16 protein-coding genes are annotated in these 16,181 nt (G+C 70.5%); 15 read left to right on the forward strand and 1 reads right to left on the reverse strand.

Annotated features, from left to right (window positions below):
* The first annotated feature begins 23 nt into the window (after nt 1-23).
* The 4 genes from prmC to OG505_RS32605 all read left to right on the forward strand — a co-directional run bounded on the left by prmC (nt 24) and on the right by OG505_RS32605 (nt 4,453).
* The gene (gene prmC, locus OG505_RS32590) at nt 24-971 is read left to right on the forward strand and encodes a peptide chain release factor N(5)-glutamine methyltransferase (RefSeq protein WP_405429841.1); all 948 of its coding nucleotides are present in this window, start codon (nt 24-26) and stop codon (nt 969-971) included.
* On the forward strand, nt 971-1,618 hold the full coding sequence (locus OG505_RS32595) for an L-threonylcarbamoyladenylate synthase (RefSeq protein ID WP_234588740.1): 648 nt from the start codon (nt 971-973) through the stop codon (nt 1,616-1,618). The genes prmC and OG505_RS32595 overlap by 1 nt, the downstream gene beginning before the upstream one ends.
* Nucleotides 1,619-2,230, forward strand: a complete 612-nt coding sequence (locus OG505_RS32600; RefSeq protein ID WP_405429842.1) for a phosphotyrosine protein phosphatase — start codon at nt 1,619-1,621, stop codon at nt 2,228-2,230.
* Between the two features lie 108 nt (nt 2,231-2,338).
* A complete protein-coding gene (locus OG505_RS32605) occupies nt 2,339-4,453 on the forward strand; it encodes a transglycosylase domain-containing protein (RefSeq protein WP_405429844.1) in 2,115 nt (704 codons plus the stop codon).
* Between the two features lie 19 nt (nt 4,454-4,472).
* Here OG505_RS32605 and OG505_RS32610 read toward each other — a convergent pair whose 3' ends face one another.
* A complete protein-coding gene (locus OG505_RS32610; RefSeq protein WP_405429846.1) occupies nt 4,473-5,936 on the reverse strand; it encodes an SDR family oxidoreductase in 1,464 nt (487 codons plus the stop codon).
* Between the two features lie 35 nt (nt 5,937-5,971).
* Here OG505_RS32610 and glyA point away from each other — a divergent pair, with 35 nt between their 5' ends.
* The 11 genes from glyA (at nt 5,972) to OG505_RS32665 (ending at nt 16,104) form a co-directional block, all read left to right on the forward strand.
* Nucleotides 5,972-7,261 carry a serine hydroxymethyltransferase gene (gene glyA / locus OG505_RS32615; protein ID WP_405429847.1) on the forward strand — a complete coding sequence of 430 codons (1,290 nt, stop codon included), beginning with the start codon at nt 5,972-5,974 and terminating at the stop codon, nt 7,259-7,261.
* Nucleotides 7,254-7,679, forward strand: coding sequence for a hypothetical protein (locus OG505_RS32620; protein ID WP_405429849.1), 426 nt, complete (start codon nt 7,254-7,256; stop codon nt 7,677-7,679). Before glyA ends, OG505_RS32620 begins: the two co-directional genes overlap by 8 nt.
* 181 nt (nt 7,680-7,860) lie before the next feature.
* Nucleotides 7,861-8,097, forward strand: a complete 237-nt coding sequence (locus OG505_RS32625) for a hypothetical protein (RefSeq protein WP_405429850.1) — start codon at nt 7,861-7,863, stop codon at nt 8,095-8,097.
* Between the two features lie 11 nt (nt 8,098-8,108).
* Entirely contained in the window at nt 8,109-8,906 is a 798-nt protein-coding gene (atpB, locus tag OG505_RS32630; RefSeq protein ID WP_405429852.1) for a F0F1 ATP synthase subunit A, read from the forward strand.
* Between the two features lie 66 nt (nt 8,907-8,972).
* Entirely contained in the window at nt 8,973-9,206 is a 234-nt protein-coding gene (locus OG505_RS32635) for an ATP synthase F0 subunit C (protein WP_091405890.1), read from the forward strand.
* A gap of 28 nt (nt 9,207-9,234) precedes the next feature.
* On the forward strand, nt 9,235-9,774 hold the full coding sequence (locus OG505_RS32640) for a F0F1 ATP synthase subunit B (protein WP_405429853.1): 540 nt from the start codon (nt 9,235-9,237) through the stop codon (nt 9,772-9,774).
* A complete protein-coding gene (locus tag OG505_RS32645; RefSeq protein ID WP_405429855.1) occupies nt 9,774-10,595 on the forward strand; it encodes a F0F1 ATP synthase subunit delta in 822 nt (273 codons plus the stop codon). The genes OG505_RS32640 and OG505_RS32645 overlap by 1 nt, the downstream gene beginning before the upstream one ends.
* Nucleotides 10,596-10,712: 117 nt before the next feature.
* Entirely contained in the window at nt 10,713-12,365 is a 1,653-nt protein-coding gene (gene atpA, locus OG505_RS32650; RefSeq protein ID WP_405429856.1) for a F0F1 ATP synthase subunit alpha, read from the forward strand.
* A gap of 4 nt (nt 12,366-12,369) precedes the next feature.
* Nucleotides 12,370-13,305, forward strand: coding sequence for a F0F1 ATP synthase subunit gamma (locus OG505_RS32655; protein ID WP_405429857.1), 936 nt, complete (start codon nt 12,370-12,372; stop codon nt 13,303-13,305).
* Nucleotides 13,305-14,741 carry a F0F1 ATP synthase subunit beta gene (gene atpD, locus OG505_RS32660; RefSeq protein ID WP_405429858.1) on the forward strand — a complete coding sequence of 479 codons (1,437 nt, stop codon included), beginning with the start codon at nt 13,305-13,307 and terminating at the stop codon, nt 14,739-14,741. The genes OG505_RS32655 and atpD overlap by 1 nt, the downstream gene beginning before the upstream one ends.
* A gap of 220 nt (nt 14,742-14,961) precedes the next feature.
* Nucleotides 14,962-16,104 carry an LCP family protein gene (locus tag OG505_RS32665; RefSeq protein WP_405429860.1) on the forward strand — a complete coding sequence of 381 codons (1,143 nt, stop codon included), beginning with the start codon at nt 14,962-14,964 and terminating at the stop codon, nt 16,102-16,104.
* Nucleotides 16,105-16,181: the final 77 nt, after the last annotated feature.

Below are 16,181 nucleotides of genomic sequence, written 5' to 3' on the forward strand. Positions count from 1 at the left end.
CCGTGACGCCTCATGATTGTCGCGTGACCACTCTGCCGCAACACCCCCCCGAAGGGACAGGCCGTACCCGTCCGTCCGCCGCGCTCGCCCGCGCGGCGCGGGCGCTCGCCGCCGCCGGAGTGGGTCCGGCGCGCGCGGAGGCCGAGTTGCTGGCGGCGTACGTGCTGGGGGTGCCCCGGGGTCGGCTGGCGCTCGCCGACGACCTGGACGACGCCCAGCTGGCCCGGCTCGACGAGCTGGTCGGCCGTCGCGCCGGTCGGGAGCCGTTGCAGCACCTGACCGGTCGGGCCGGATTCCGGCATCTGGACCTGGCGGTCGGTCCGGGCGTCTTCGTGCCCCGTCCGGAGACGGAGCTGCTGGCGGGCTGGGGTGTCGAGCAGGGCCGGGGCAGACCCGAGCCGCTGGTCGTGGATCTGTGCAGCGGCACCGGCGCGATCGCCCTGGCGGTGGCGCAGGAGCTGCCCGGCGCGCGGGTGATCGCGGTCGAGCGGTCCGCGGCGGCACTGGCGTGGCTGCGCCGCAACGCCGCCGAGCGGGCCGCCGCGGGCGACCGGCCGATCGAGGTGATCGAGGCCGACGTGACGGCTCCGGACCTGCTGGCGCACCTGGTGGGACGGGTGGACGTGCTGCTCTGCAACCCGCCGTACGTGCCGGTGGAGGTGGTGGTGCCGCCGGAGGTGGCCGCGCACGATCCGGCGGAGGCGGTCTTCGGTGGCCTGGACGGTCTGGCGGTGATCCGGCCGGTGATCAGCCGGGCGGCGGCGCTGCTGCGCCCCGGTGGCGTCATCGGGGTCGAGCATGACGACACGCACGACGTGGCGGTGCCGGCGCTGTTCGCCTCCGACGGCCGGTTCGAGGCCGTCACGGAACATCCGGACCTCACCGGCCGCCCTCGTTACGCCACCGCGTCCCGACGGGCGGACGGCCAGCACACCGCGTCCGGGCCGGCGTGGCAGACTGACTCCTCGTGATGCTCTACGACTGCCGATCGCCCGCCGATCGGGACCGCGGCATCGCTGCGGCCATCGAGGCGGTCAAGAACGGCGAGCTGGTCGTCCTCCCGACGGACACCGTCTACGGGATCGGCGCGGACGCGTTCACGCCCTACGCGGTCAAGGCGCTGCTGGACGCGAAGGGCCGGGGCCGGCAGATGCCGCCGCCGGTGTTGATCGGTTCGCGCCACACCCTGGACGGGTTGGTCTTCTCGCTGCCCACGGCAGCACGGGACCTGGTGGAGGCGTTCTGGCCGGGTGCGCTGACGATCGTGGTCGAGCACTCGCCGAGCCTCCAGTGGGACCTGGGCGACAAGACGGGCACGGTGGCGGTGCGGATGCCGCTGCACCCGGTTGCCCTGGAGGTGCTGCGGGAGACCGGCCCGATGGCGGTCTCCTCGGCCAACAAGACGGGCCAGCCGGCGGCGGTGACCGCCGAGGAGGCACGTGATCAGCTCAGCTACTCGGTGCGCGCGTACCTGGAGGCCGGGCCCTGCCCGGATCCGGTGCCGAGCACGATCGTGGACCTGACCGGCGAGGTGCCGCAGTTGCTGCGGGCCGGCGCGATCCCGCTGGAGAAGCTGCGCGACGTCGTGCCGGACCTCCTCGACGTCCAGGGGGCCTGAGTGCCCCCGTTCACCGTCCTGCACGTCTGCATGGGCAACATCTGTCGTTCGCCGATGGCCGAGCGACTGCTCGCCCTCGCGGTGCGGGAGCGGTTGACCCGGCGTGCGCAGGACCCGGCCGCCGCCGAGGAGCTGGTGCACAGCCACAGCGCCGGCACCGGCGGCTGGCACGCGGGCGAGGAGATGAACCCGCCGGCGGCGCGGCAGGTCATCGACCGTGGCGGCGCCGTCGAGGGGTTCGCGGCGCGCAAGCTGCGCTCGGACCACATCGACGCCGCCGACCTGGTCCTGACGGCCACGGCCGACCAGCAGGAGTACGTGGTCGCGCTCCGTCCGGACGCGGCGGCCCGCACCTTCGTGCTGGGTGAGTTCGGCCGGCTGCTCGCCGCGGTGGACGCCGCCGCGTTGCCGGCGGCCGAGCCGACCCCGGAGGCGGTGTACGCCCGGGGCGTGGCCCTGGTGGCGGCGGCGCACGACAACCGGCTGGGCGCTTCGGCGCTGCCCACCGACGATCTCGACGATCCCTGGGGTCGCGGCGACCAGTGCTTCACCCGGGTCGCGGACGAGATCGAGGAGACGGTCCACCCGCTGGCCGCCGCGCTGCTGCCCTGAGCGACCTGCGAGTTTCCTCCGGGTTTTGGGGGAAACCAGGGGCGAAAGGGGGCGTTCCGGGTCATTCTGAACGGGTCCTAGCGTGACCGGCTCCTGCGGGGAGAGCTGATGATCCGGGCCCGACTCGACAAACTGATGACCGTGGTGATCGCCGGTGTGCTGGCCGGTCTGGTGCTGGCCGGAGCCGCCCTACCCGCGGCCCTGGTCTTCGGAATCGGCTTCAGCGCCCTGTCCACGCCCTACTCGGAGCTGCCCAGCAATCTGCGCACGCCGCCCACCGCCCAGCGCTCCAACCTCTACGCCAACGACGGCACCACCCTGATCACGTCCTTCTACCAGGAGGACCGGGTGGACGTTCCGCTGCGTGAGGTCGCCCCGGTGATGCGCCAGGCCATCGTGGCCGCCGAGGACGTCCGGTTCTACCAGCACAGCGGGGTGGACCTGCGCGGTGTGGTGCGCGCCTTCACGGTGAACAAGCGTGACGGCAAGACCCGGCAGGGCGCCTCCACCCTGACCATGCAGTACGTCCGCAACGTGCTCAGCAGCGACCCCCGGCTCACCGAGCGGCAGCGCCAGGCGGCCACCGAGGTCACCACCGCCCGCAAGCTCCAGGAGATGCGGTACGCGCTGGCGCTGGAGCGGGAGCTGAGCAAGGAGGACATCCTCACCCGCTATCTCAACATCGCCTACTTCGGGGGCGGGGCGTACGGGATCGCAGCGGCCAGCAAGCGCTACTTCTCCCGCTCGCCGGCCGAGTTGACCCTGGCCCAGGCCGCGCTGCTGGCCGGGCTGGTCCGCTCGCCGGACAGCGACGACCCGATCAACGGGGACGCCGACAGCGCCCTGGGCCGACGGACGTACGTGCTCGATCGGCTGGTCGAGACCGGTCAGGTGCCGGCCGAGGCGGCGGCGGCCGCGCAGGCCGAGCCGTTGCAGCTGCGCCCCAGCGAGACGCCGAGCGACTGCACGGGGGTGCCCAACGGGCACAACGACTGGGGCTTCTTCTGCGACTGGTTCACCCGCTGGTGGAGCAGCCAGTCGGCGTTCGGGTCGAGTGCCGACGAGCGGCGGCGCACGTTGCGCCGGGGCGGCTTCTCCATCGTCTCGTCACTGGACCCGGCGGTGCAGCGGGCCACCACCGAGCAGGTACTGAAGATCTACCGTCCGACCGAGGCGCGGGCGGTGCCGACCGCCGTGGTGCAGCCCGGCACCGGCCGGGTGCTGGCGATGTCGGTGAACCGCAACTACAGCGTCGCGGACAACCCGGTCGGGCAGAAGAACCGTCCGAACACGGTCAACCAACTCGTCGCCGGCGGCGGGGCCATCGACGGCTACCAGGGCGGCTCGACGTTCAAGCTCTTCGCCATGCTGGCCGCGCTGGAGTCCGGCCGGCCGCTGTCGACCGAGTTCACGGCGCCGAACCAGCTGCTCACCCGGTTCGAGGCGACCGGTGAGGGCAGCTGCGACGGCCGCTGGTGCCCGTCGAACGCCAACCCCTCGTGGATGGACGGCCCCCGCACCATGTGGACCGCGTTCGGCCGGTCGGTGAACACCTACTTCGCCTGGCTCACCGAACGGGTCGGCGCGGACCGGGTGGTGGAGATGGCCGAGCGGCTCGGCATCGTGCTGCGCGCCGACTCCGACGAGCGGCTGGCCCGCTACGGCGCGAAGGACTGGGGCCCGTTCACCCTGGGCGTGTCCGCGACGACCCCGCTGGACCTGGCGACGGCGTACGCCACCGTGGCGGCCGAGGGGACGTGGTGCGCGCCGCTGCCGGTGATCTCGATCAGCGATTCGGCCGGCCGGCCGGTGGACGCCGCCAAGCCGGACTGTCGACAGGTGCTCGACACCGACGTGGCGCGGGCGGCGGCCGACGCGGCCCGCTGCCCGGTGGGCGACCAGTCGATGTACGGGCAGTGCGACGGTGCCACCGCGCCCGACCTGCGTTCCCGGCTGGGCCGCCCGGTGGCCGGCAAGACCGGCAGCTCCGACCGGTACGAGACGGAGACGGTGGTGGCCTTCACCCCCCAGTTGGCGGTCGCCTCGATGGCGGCCAACCCCGACGACCCGCGTGACGCGGTCGGTCAGGCGGTGCAGGCCCGGATGGTGACCGCGGTGGGGGAGGTGCTCGGCGCCGCCCTGCGCGACCAGCCGGTACGCGACTTCGTCCCGCCGAGCGAGCGCGCCGCCTTCCAGGTCACCGGGGCCCGCACCGGCAACTGACCCGTCCGGGGCGGGGTGGTCAGGGCGCCTGTTCGGCGTTGCGGGCGATGTTGCGGGCCATGCCGCCGAAGACCACCGCGTGGAACGGGGCCACCGATCCCCAGTAGGCGTGCCCGGCCAGCCCGCGGGGCAGGAAGACCGCGCGCTGCTGGTAGCGGCTGCGTCCGTCGTCGGCGGGCAGCGCCCGCATCTCCAGCCAGGCGCGGCCGGGCAGTCGCATCTCCGCGCGCAGTCGCAGCAGCTCGCCCGGGACGATCTCCTCCACCCGCCAGAAGTCCAGCGCCTCGCCGACCTGGAGGCGGTGCGGGTCACGTCGGCCCCGCCGCAGCCCGACCCCGCCGACCAGCCGGTCCAGCCAGCCGCGTATCGACCAGGCGAGGGGGAACGAGTACCAGCCGTGCTCGCCGCCGACGCCCTCGATGACCCGCCAGAGCGCCGCCGGTGACGCGTCCACCGTCCGCTCCCGGATGTCGGTGTACGCGGTGCCACCGGACCAGTCCGGGTCGGTGGGCAGCGGCTCGGCCGGCGCGTCCGGACCGCTCGCGGTGGACCAGCGGGTCTCCACCTGGGCGTCGCGCACCTTGGCCAGCGCCAACGCCACCGCGTCGTCGAAGCCGGTGAGGCCGCCCGGTGGGTCGGGCACGTACCGGGCGAGGTCGTGTTCGTGTGCCACGGCCTCGTGGGTCAGGCTCTCCACCAGCGGACGGGCGATCTTGTTCGGAACCGGGGTGATCAGCCCGACCCAGTGCGAGGACAACGACGGGGTGAGCGGGCGGACCGGCACGATGATCCGCCGACGCAGACTGGCCACCCGGGCGTACCGCTGCATCATGTCGTTGAAGGTGAGCACGTCCGGCCCGCCGATGTCGAAGCCGCGGTTGACCTCGGGCGGCAGCGTGGCGCAGCCGGTCAGGTAGCGCAGCACGTCGCGGACCGCGATCGGCTGGATCCGGTTGCGGACCCACCGGGGGGTGACCATGGCGGGCAGCCGCTCGGTCAGGTAGCGCAGCATCTCGAACGACGCCGAGCCGGACCCGATGATCACCGCGGCGCGGAGCACCGCCGTGGGCACCCCGCTGGCCAGCAGGATCCGACCCACCTCGGCGCGGGACCGCAGGTGCGGCGAGGGGACCTCGGCGTCGGCCGCCGGCTCCGGCCCGCCCAGGTACACGATCCGGCGTACGCCGGCAGCGCGGGCGGCAGTCGCGAAGTTGGTCGCCGCCTCCCGGTCGGCGGCCTCGAAGTCCTCTCGGCCCAGCGAGTGCACCAGGAAGTACGCGACGTCCACGTCGGCGAACGCGGCGGGCAGCGTCTCCGGGCGGCTCAGGTCGCCCTCGACGATCTCGGCCGCCGCGGCCCAGGGCACGTCGCGCAGCCGCACCGCCTTGCGGGCGAGGCAGCGCACGGTGTGCCCGTCGGCGAGCAGCAGCGGCGTCAGCCGCCCGCCGATGTATCCGGTGGCTCCGGTGACGAGGCATCTCACGGCTTCCAGTCTGCGGCCCCCTAGACTCGTTCGCTGTGGAGACCGAGACGAGCACCTTCTGGGGGCCGGATTTCGCGCAGCTCAGGGCCACCGATCCGGAGATCGCCGGGGTGGTCCTCGGCGAGCTGGACCGGTTGCGCGGTGGCCTGCAGCTCATCGCCAGCGAGAACCTGACCTCGCCGGCGGTGCTGGCCGCGCTCGGCTCGACGCTTACCAACAAGTACGCCGAGGGCTACCCGGGCCGGCGCTACTACGGCGGCTGCGCCGAGGTGGACCGGGCCGAGGAGATCGGCATCGCGCGCGCCAAGGAGCTGTTCGGGGCCGAGCACGCCAACCTTCAGCCGCACTCGGGGGCGAGCGCCAACCTGGCCGCGTACGCCGCGTTGGTGCAGCCGGGGGACACGGTGCTGGCGATGGACCTGCCGCACGGCGGGCACCTCACCCACGGCAGCCGGGTGAACTTCTCTGGCAAGTGGTTCCACCCGGTCGGTTACCCGGTCCGGCCGGACACCGAGCTGATCGACTACGACGAGGTACGCGACCTGGCCCGGGCGCACCGGCCCAAGCTGATCATCTGTGGCGCGACCGCGTACCCCCGGCTGATCGACTTCGCCCGGTTCCGGGAGATCGCCGACGAGGTCGGCGCGTACCTGATGGTGGACGCCGCGCACTTCATCGGCCTGGTGGCCGGGCGGGCCATTCCGTCCCCGGTGCCGTACGCCGACGTCGTCTGCGCCACCACCCACAAGGTGCTGCGCGGCCCGCGTGGCGGCATGATCCTCTGCCGCGAGTCGCTGGCCCAGCGGATCGACAAGGCGGTCTTCCCGTTCACCCAGGGCGGCCCGCTGATGCACGCGGTGGCGGCGAAGGCGGTCGCGCTGCGCGAGGCAGCCCAGCCGGAGTTTCAGACGTACGCCCGGCAGGTGGTCAGCAACGCCCAGGCGCTCGCGGCCGGGCTGGCCGACGAGGGGATGCGCCCGGTGTCCGGCGGCACCGACACCCACCTGGCCCTGATCGACCTGCGGGAGCTGGGGGTGACCGGCGCCGAGGCCGAGGCGCGGTGCGACGCCGCCGCGATCACGCTCAACAAGAACGCCATCCCGTACGACCCGCAGCCGCCGCTGGTGGCCTCCGGGATCCGGGTAGGCACGCCGAGCGTCACCACCCAGGGGATGCGCGAGGGTGAGCTGCGGCAGGTGGCCGCCCTGATCGCGCGCGCGGTGCGCACCGACCCGGGCGCACCGGGTGGCGCCGACGCGCTGACCCGGATCGGCGCCGAGGTGGCCGAGCTGGCCGCGGCCTTCCCGGCGTACCCCCGTGGCTGAGCCCGGGGTGGTCGAGCCCGCCGCCGACCGGCGGTGGCGGTTGCGGCACCTGCCGGTGCTGCTGGGCGCGTCGCTGGCGCTGGCCGTGGTCGCGGCGGTCGTCGGTGCGGTGACCGGCGGCGCGACGGCGGCGGTCGGCGCGGCGGCCGGGGTGGGTGTCACGGTGCTCAGCTACACGCTGACCACGGTGGTGCTGGCCCGGGCCGACCAGGTCAACCCGCAGCTGCTGCTGCCGCTCGGCGTGGGTCTGTACGTGCTGAAGTTCACCCTGTTGGGTGTCGTGCTGGTGGCGGTGGCCTCGACCGGCTGGGCCGGGTTGATCCCTCTCTGCCTCGGCATCGTCGCCGGGGTGGCAGTGTGGACAGCGGTACACATCTGGTGGCTGACCACGGTGCACGCGCGTCGGGCGCACGGCTGACCCGACGGTCGTCCCATCTTTCGGACGCGCCGCAATGTGTCGGCCTCCGGTCATTTTCCGACGGGCGGAAGGGGAGTAGCGTGCCCACAGACGACGGCGCCCACGAGATGCCCACACAACGATGGTTGTGCGGGGGGTGAGGCACAGCCTCGTCTTCCCGGCTGATATCGTTCGCCCCGTCATGGCTGATGACCAAACCCCCCGCCCCGCCGGTGACCCGGACGACTATCCGTCCGGTGCCGGTCAGGGTTGGACCGCGCTCAGCTACCTCGTCGGAGGCATGCTCGTGTGGGGTTTCATCGGCTGGCTGGTCGACCAGTGGCTCGACACCGGTGGCGTCGCCACCGGGATCGGCGTCGTGCTCGGCATGGCCGGGGGAGTCATCCTGGTCGTCCGCCGACTCGGCACGCCTACTTAGGAAGGGACGCGGTGTTCGGACAGGCGAACGTCCTGGCAGCGGGCCAGGCGGCATTCCCACCCAGCGTGGAGGACTTCTACCTGCCCAGCATCCTGCCCTGGGGTGCACACGACTCGTACTGGATCACCAAGTTCACCTTGATGATCTGGATCGCGGTCGGTGTGTTGATCATCTTCTTCCTGGCGACCTACCGGAACCCGCAGCTGGTGCCGACCAAGAAGCAGTGGTTCGCCGAGTCGATCTACGGCTTCGTGCGCAACAACATCTCGGTCGACATGATCGGTCATCAGGGTGTGCGGTTCGCTCCGTACTTCACCACGCTGTTCTGCTTCGTGCTTGTGACGAACGCGTTCGCGATCATCCCGTTGTTCCAGATCTCACCGAACTCGCACATCGCCTTCCCGGCGATCCTCGCGGTGCTCAGCTACGTGCTGTTCAACTACATCGGCATCCGGCACCACGGCTTCGGCAAATACTTCAAGCACGCCCTGATCCCGCCGGCACCCTGGTACATCCTGCCGCTGCTGATTCCGATCGAGGCGTTCTCGACCTTCATCATCCGGCCGTTCTCGCTGGCCGTCCGTCTCTTCGCGAACATGTTCGCCGGCCACATGCTCCTGCTGGTCTTCACGCTCGGCGGCTTCGCGATGCTCAACGCCAACGCCTGGCTGGCACCGGTCTCGGTGGTCTCCTGGGTGATGACCGTGGCGCTGACCCTGCTCGAGGCACTGGTCATCGTCCTGCAGGCCTACGTCTTCACGGTGCTGAGCGCCAGCTACATCCAGGGCGCGCTCGCCGAAGAGCACTGATCCACGCACCAAACCGTTGTCGTCCCGCGTGAGAGTCACGCGTGATAACCAGGAGGAACCACACCAATGGACGCTAGCGTTCTCGCCGAGGTCACCGGTAGCACCGCTGCCATCGGCTACGGTCTCGCCGCCATCGGCCCGGGCATCGGCGTCGGCCTGGTCTTCGCCGCCTACATCCAGTCGACCGCCCGTCAGCCGGAGTCGTCCCGGATGACCCTGCCGTACGTCTGGATCGGCTTCGCCGTCATCGAGGCGCTGGCGCTGTTCGGCATCGCCTTCGGCTTCATCTGGGCCGGCTGATCCCGCCCTTCAGACCGGGAGGTCATCCATGTTCTTCCTCGCCGCTGAGGGTGGTGAGTCGACCCACAACCCGATCATCCCGATCTGGCAGGAGATCGTGGTTGGTACGGTCGCCTTCGCCGTGCTCTGCTTCGTACTGATGAAGTTCGTCTTCCCGCGCATGGAGCAGACGTTCCAGGCTCGGGTCGACGCGATCGAGGGCGGCATCAAGCGTGCCGAGGCCGCCCAGGCCGAGGCGAACCAGCTGCTCGAGCAGTACCGTGCCCAGCTCGCTGAGGCCCGGACCGACGCCGCCAAGATCCGTGACGACGCGCGGGCCGACGCCGAGGGCATCCGGCAGGACATCCTCGCCAAGGCGCGCGAGGAGTCCGACCGGGTCATCCAGGCCGGCAAGGACGCGCTCGCCGCCGAGCGGGCCACCATCGTGCGCGAGCTGCGCGCGGAGGTCGGCACCATCGCGGTGGACCTGGCCAGCAAGATCGTCGGCGAGTCGCTGGCCGATGAGGCACGGCGCAAGGGCACCGTCGACCGGTTCCTGAGCGGTCTCGAGAGCACGGGGGCCCGCTGATGCAGGCCGCCAGCCGGGAGTCGTACAAGGTCGCGGCCGAGCGCCTCGACGCGTACGTCCGCGGCGCGGAGCCGTCGGCGGTGGCCTCCACCGCCGACGCCATCCTCTCCGTGGCGACGCTGCTGCGGCGTGAGCCGCGGCTGCGCCGGGCGCTCTCCGAGCCGGCTCGTTCCGGTGCGGACCGCGGCGCGCTGCTCGGCGACATGCTGGGCGGGCGGATCGGCGCCGACGCGCTCGACCTGCTCGTGTCGCTGGTCGCCGGCCGGTGGTCGGCACCGTCGGAGTTGCTCGACGGCACCGAGCGCCTCGGGGTGGAGGCGCTGCTGGCCAGCGCCGACTCCGCCGGCGAGCTGGGCGAGGTCGAGGACGAGCTGTTCCGCTTCGGTCAGGTCGTGGCCGGCCAGTCGGCGCTGAGCAACGCGCTCGCCGACCCGGTCGCACCGGTCGAGCAGCGGGCCACCCTGGCCCGCGAGCTGCTCGCCGACAAGGCCCGTCCGGTCACCGTCCGCCTCGTCGAGGCAGCGCTCGGCGGGTTCGGGGGACGTTCCTTCAGTGGGGCGCTCACCCGGCTGGTCGAGCTTGCCGCCGACCGGCGTGACCGGCAGGTGGCGTACGTGACCGTCGCGGCCCCGTTGAGTGACGAGGACGAGCGTCGGCTGGGTGCGAGCCTCACCGCGATATACGGTCGAGAGGTCTCCGTCAAGCAGACGGTCGACCCCGCCGTTCTCGGTGGCGTGAGCGTCCGGGTCGGCTCCGACCTGTACGACGGCACGATCCTGCGCCGCCTCAACGAGACCCGCAACGCGCTCGCGAAGCGCTGAACGGCTTCGCCGCCCCGCGGCTGAGCGGCGCCGCCGCCCAACGCCTGGATTGACAGACGCCATTCGGACCGGTTGGTACTAGGTATCCCGGGCCCCTGAATTTTAAGGAAGCAGAGGATGGCCGAGCTGACCATCTCGACGGAGGAGATCCGCGGCGCCCTGGAGCGCTACGTCTCTTCCTACTCGTCCGACGTCTCCCGCGAGGAGGTCGGCACCGTCGCCGACACCGGCGACGGCATCGCCCACGTCGAGGGCCTGCCCTCGACCAAGACCAACGAGCTGCTGGAGTTCGAGGACGGCACGCTCGGCGTGGCGTTGAACCTCGACGTCCGGGAGATCGGCGTCGTCGTCCTTGGTGACTCCGCCAAGCTGGAGGAGGGGCAGCGGGTCAAGCGCACCGACCGCGTGCTCTCGGTTCCGGTTGGCGACGCCTTCCTCGGCCGCGTGGTCAACGCGCTCGGCCAGCCGATCGACGGGCTCGGCGACATCGCCGACGAGGGCTACCGCGAGCTGGAGCTGCAGGCTCCGAACGTGATGTCCCGGCAGTCGGTGTTCGAGCCGCTGCAGACCGGCATCAAGGCCATCGACGCGATGACCCCGATCGGTCGGGGCCAGCGGCAGCTGATCATCGGTGACCGGAAGACCGGCAAGACCACTGTCGCCCTGGACGCCATCCTCAACCAGCGGGACAACTGGCGCACCGGCGACCCGAAGAAGCAGGTTCGCTGCATCTACGTCGCCATCGGCCAGAAGGCCTCCACCATCGCCTCGATCAAGGGGCAGCTGGAGGAGGCGGGCGCGATGGAGTACACCACCATCGTCGCCTCGCCGGCCTCCGACCCGGCTGGCTTCAAGTACCTGGCCCCGTACACCGGCTCGTCCATCGGACAGCACTGGATGTACGGCGGCAAGCACGTCCTGATCGTCTTCGACGACCTGAGCAAGCAGGCCGAGGCGTACCGGGCAGTGTCGCTGCTGCTGCGTCGCCCGCCGGGCCGTGAGGCGTACCCGGGTGACGTCTTCTACCTGCACTCCCGCCTGCTGGAGCGTTGCGCGAAGCTCTCCGACGAGCTGGGTGGCGGCTCGATGACCGGTCTGCCGATCATCGAGACGAAGGCCAACGACATCTCGGCCTTCATCCCGACCAACGTCATCTCGATCACCGACGGCCAGATCTTCCTGGAGACCGACCTGTTCAACCAGGGCGTCCGTCCGGCGATCAACGTCGGCACCTCGGTCTCCCGGGTCGGTGGCGCCGCGCAGGTGAAGCCGATGCGCAAGGTCGCCGGTTCGCTGCGGCTCAACCTTGCCCAGTACCGCGAGCTGGAGGCGTTCGCCGCCTTCGCCTCCGACCTGGACAAGGCCTCCCGGGCCCAGCTGGACCGCGGTGTCCGGCTGGTCGAGCTGCTCAAGCAGCCGAACTACTCGCCGTACCCGGTGCAGGAAGAGGTCGTCTCGGTCTGGGCCGGCACCGAGGGCAAGCTGGACGACATCCCGGTGGGTGAGATCCGGCGCTTCGAGGCGGAGTTCCTCCAGTACCTGCGGCACAAGCACGAGGGCGTGCTGGCCGGTATCGCCGACAACCAGTGGGGCGACGACATCGTCGGCTCCCTGGACGCGGCGATCACCGAGTTCAAGCAGGTCTTCCTCGGCAAGGCCGACGAGCGCAAGGTCAACGACGCGCCGGCCCAGCCGCTGGAGGGTGACGAGAACCGCGAGACGGTGACCCGCTTCCGCGACGGCACGACCGACCGCCCGGCCGAGAGCTGATCCGATGGCGGCCCAGGTACGCGTTCTTCGTCAACGGATCCGCTCGGCGAAGTCGATGAAGAAGATCACCAAGGCGATGGAGCTCGTGGCGACGAGCCGGATCGCCAAGGCTCAGGCCCGGGTGCAGGCGTCCCTGCCGTACGCCCAGGCCATCACCGGTGTGCTCACGGCGCTGGCGTCCAACGCGCGGATCGACCATCCGCTGCTCACCCCGCGCGAGCGGGTGCGGCGGGCGGGCGTCCTGTTGGTCACCAGCGACCGTGGCCTGGCCGGCGGTTACAGCTCCAACGCGATCAGGATGGCCGAGTCGCTGATCGCGCGACTGAAGGCGGACGGCAAGGAGCCGGTGCTCTACGTCATCGGACGTAAGGGTGTCGGGTTCTACCGGTTCCGCGACCGGCCGATCGAGGCGAACTGGACCGGTTTCAGCGAGCAGCCGTCGTTCGAGGATGCCCGAATGGTCGGTGAGACGCTGATCAAGGCGTTCACCGCCGGTGCGGACGACGTCGACGGCAGCGCCGGGGCGGACGGGGTGCTCGGCGTCGACGAGTTGCACATCGTCTACACCGAGTTCCACTCGCTGATGACCCAGAACCCGGTCACCAGGGTCATCGGTCCGATGCAGGTGGAGGACCGGCCGCGCTCCGAAGGGGTGGGGCTGCTGCCGGCGTACGAGTTCGAGCCGGAGGCGGAGACGCTGCTCGACGCGCTCCTGCCGAGGTACATCAACACGCGGATCTACGCGGCGTTGCTGGAGTCGGCGGCGAGTGAGTCGGCGGCGAGGCGGCGGGCGATGAAGAGCGCCACCGACAACGCCGAAGACATGATCGAGAAGTACACGCGTGAGATGAACTCGGCCCGCCAGGCTGGGATCACCCAGGAGATCAGTGAGATCGTCGGCGGCGCGAACGCGCTGGCCGCGTCGGGAAGTGAAGTGTGATGACTGCCCCAGTAGAGACCAAGACGGCCACGGGTCGCGTGGTCCGGGTCATCGGCCCGGTCGTCGACGCCGAGTTCCCGCGCGACGCCATGCCGGCCCTGTTCAATGCCCTGAACGTCACAGTGAACCTGTCCGGCGGTGAGAAGACGCTGACCCTGGAGGTCGCCCAGCACCTGGGTGACAACCTGGTCCGCGCCATCTCGATGCAGCCGACGGACGGTCTGGTCCGTGGCGCGGAGGTGCGTGACCGCGGCGAGCCGATCACCGTTCCGGTGGGCGACGCGGTCAAGGGCCACGTGTTCAACGCGATCGGCGAGGTGCTCAACCTCAAGGAGGGTGAGACCCTCACCCCGGACGACCGCTGGGGTATCCACCGCAAGGCCCCGGCCTTCGCGGACCTGGAGCCGAAGACCGAGATGCTGGAGACCGGCATCAAGGTCATCGACCTGCTCGCCCCGTACGTCAAGGGCGGCAAGATCGGCCTGTTCGGCGGCGCGGGCGTGGGCAAGACGGTGCTCATCCAGGAGATGATCACCCGGGTTGCTCGTAACTTCGGTGGTACCTCGGTCTTCGCTGGCGTGGGTGAGCGCACCCGTGAGGGCAACGACCTCATCGCCGAGATGACCGAGTCCGGCGTCATCGACAAGACCGCGCTGGTCTACGGCCAGATGGACGAGCCGCCGGGCACCCGGCTGCGCGTCGCCCTGTCCGCGCTGACCATGGCGGAGTACTTCCGCGACGTGAAGAAGCAGGAGGTGCTGCTCTTCATCGACAACATCTTCCGCTTCACCCAGGCCGGCTCGGAGGTCTCCACCCTGCTCGGCCGGATGCCGAGCGCCGTGGGTTACCAGCCGACCCTGGCCGACGAGATGGGCGAGCTCCAGGAGCGGATCACCTCCGTCCGGGGCCAGGCCATCACCTCCATGCAGGCGATCTACGTTCCGGCGGACGACTACACCGACCCCGCCCCGGCCACCACGTTCGCCCACCTGGACGCGACCACCAACCTGGAGCGGTCGATCTCCGACAAGGGCATCTACCCGGCTGTGGACCCGCTGGCGTCCTCGTCCCGGATCCTCGCCCCGGAGTTCGTCGGCCAGGAGCACTTCCAGGTCGCCACCGAGGTCAAGCGGATCCTGCAGCGTTACAAGGACCTGCAGGACATCATCGCCATCCTCGGTATCGAGGAGCTCTCCGAGGAAGACAAGATCACCGTGGCCCGGGCCCGGCGGATCGAGCGCTTCCTCTCGCAGAACACCTACGCGGCGGAGCAGTTCACCGGCGTGCCGGGCTCGACGGTCCCGATCAAGGAGACCATCGAGGCGTTCCGCAAGATCAGCGAGGGTGAGTACGACCACTTCCCCGAGCAGGCGTTCTTCATGTGCGGCGGTCTCGAGGACCTGGAGCGCAAGGCTGAGGAGCTGATGAAGGGCTGACAGCCCGCTCATCCGTACCGCAAAAGACTGCCCCGGCAATGCCGGGGCAGTCTTTTGTTCATCTTCACGCCTTACCATGGTCGCGGTCCGTTACTCGTGGTCGTCGCATTGGCGGCACGCGAGATACGGTCGGTCCGCGCGTTCACCTGAACGAGCGCTGACTTCTGCAACCTTTCGACGACGTGCGCCCGTCTCCTCTTCGTGGGCGTAACGAACGGAGATGCGCGTGGGTAAGGCCGGCAAGAGTGGCCGCAAGTCGTCCATCTGGCGGGGCGTGCCGCGCTGGGCCAAGGTGTGCACCGTGTCCGGCCTGGTGCTGACCATGCTCAGCGGCGGGGTGCTGGTCGGCACCGAGGTGCTGGTGGCCCGCTACGAGGGCGCCGTCGGCAAGGCCGACCTCTTCGGTGACCAGGCAGCGGGCGCCAATGAGAAGAAGAGCGAGATCAAGGGCCCGCTCAACCTGCTGCTGGTTGGCATCGACCCGCGTACGCCGACGGCGGCGCCGCTGGCCGACTCGATCATGGTGCTGCACGTGCCCGCGTCGATGGACCGGGCCTACCTCTTCTCGCTGCCGCGGGACCTCTACGTCGACATCCCGGAGTTCAAGAAGGCCAACTTCGCCGGCGAGACGACGAAGATCAACGCGGCGATGTCGCGCGGCAGCCGGGTGCCCAACGGCAACCCCGACGCGGCGCGCGGCTTCGAGCTGCTGGCCACCACCGTGCAGAACGTGACCGGCATCAAGCGCTTCGACGCCGGCGCGATCATCAACTTCACTGGCTTCCAGAAGATCGTCGACGCGATGGGCGGCGTCGACATGTACATCGAGCGGGAGGTGAGGTCCGAGCACAGGCAGCCGGACGGCAAACACCGGCCCGGTAACACGCGCGGTGAGGGCTACGTCGGCCCGCAGGCGGTCTACACGAAGGGCACCCACCACCTCAGCGGGTGGCAGGCCCTGGACTACGTCCGGCAGCGCTACCCGAAGAACGGTGTGCCGGACGCCGACTACGGCCGGCAGCGCCACCAGCAGCAGTTCGTCAAGGCGATGGTCGGCCAGGCGTTCAGCGCCGACGTGGTCGCCAACCCGATCAAGCTCGACAAGGTGCTCCGCGCCGCCGGGCAGTCGCTGATCTTCAACGGTCGGGGCAACAGCGTGGTCGACTTCGGGCTCGCCCTCAAGAACATCCGCCCGGACACCATCCAGATGGTCAAGCTCCCCGGCGGCGGGATCTTCGAAGGGAAGAAGTACAAGGGCGAGCAGTTCCAGCCAGGCGTGTCGGACTTCTTCACCGCCCTGCACAATGAACAACTGGACCCGTTCCTGCTGGAGCATCCCGAATTCCAGAACAAGACCAAGTAGCCGTGGCGTAGCTCTCCCCACCCGCGTTAGGGGTGGCGGGGCGTCACGACTAGACTTTCGGCTATCCGTCGCCGCAG

Origin of the sequence: Micromonospora sp. NBC_00617 (assembly GCF_045161355.1) — a bacterium.
GTDB lineage: Bacteria > Actinomycetota > Actinomycetes > Mycobacteriales > Micromonosporaceae > Micromonospora.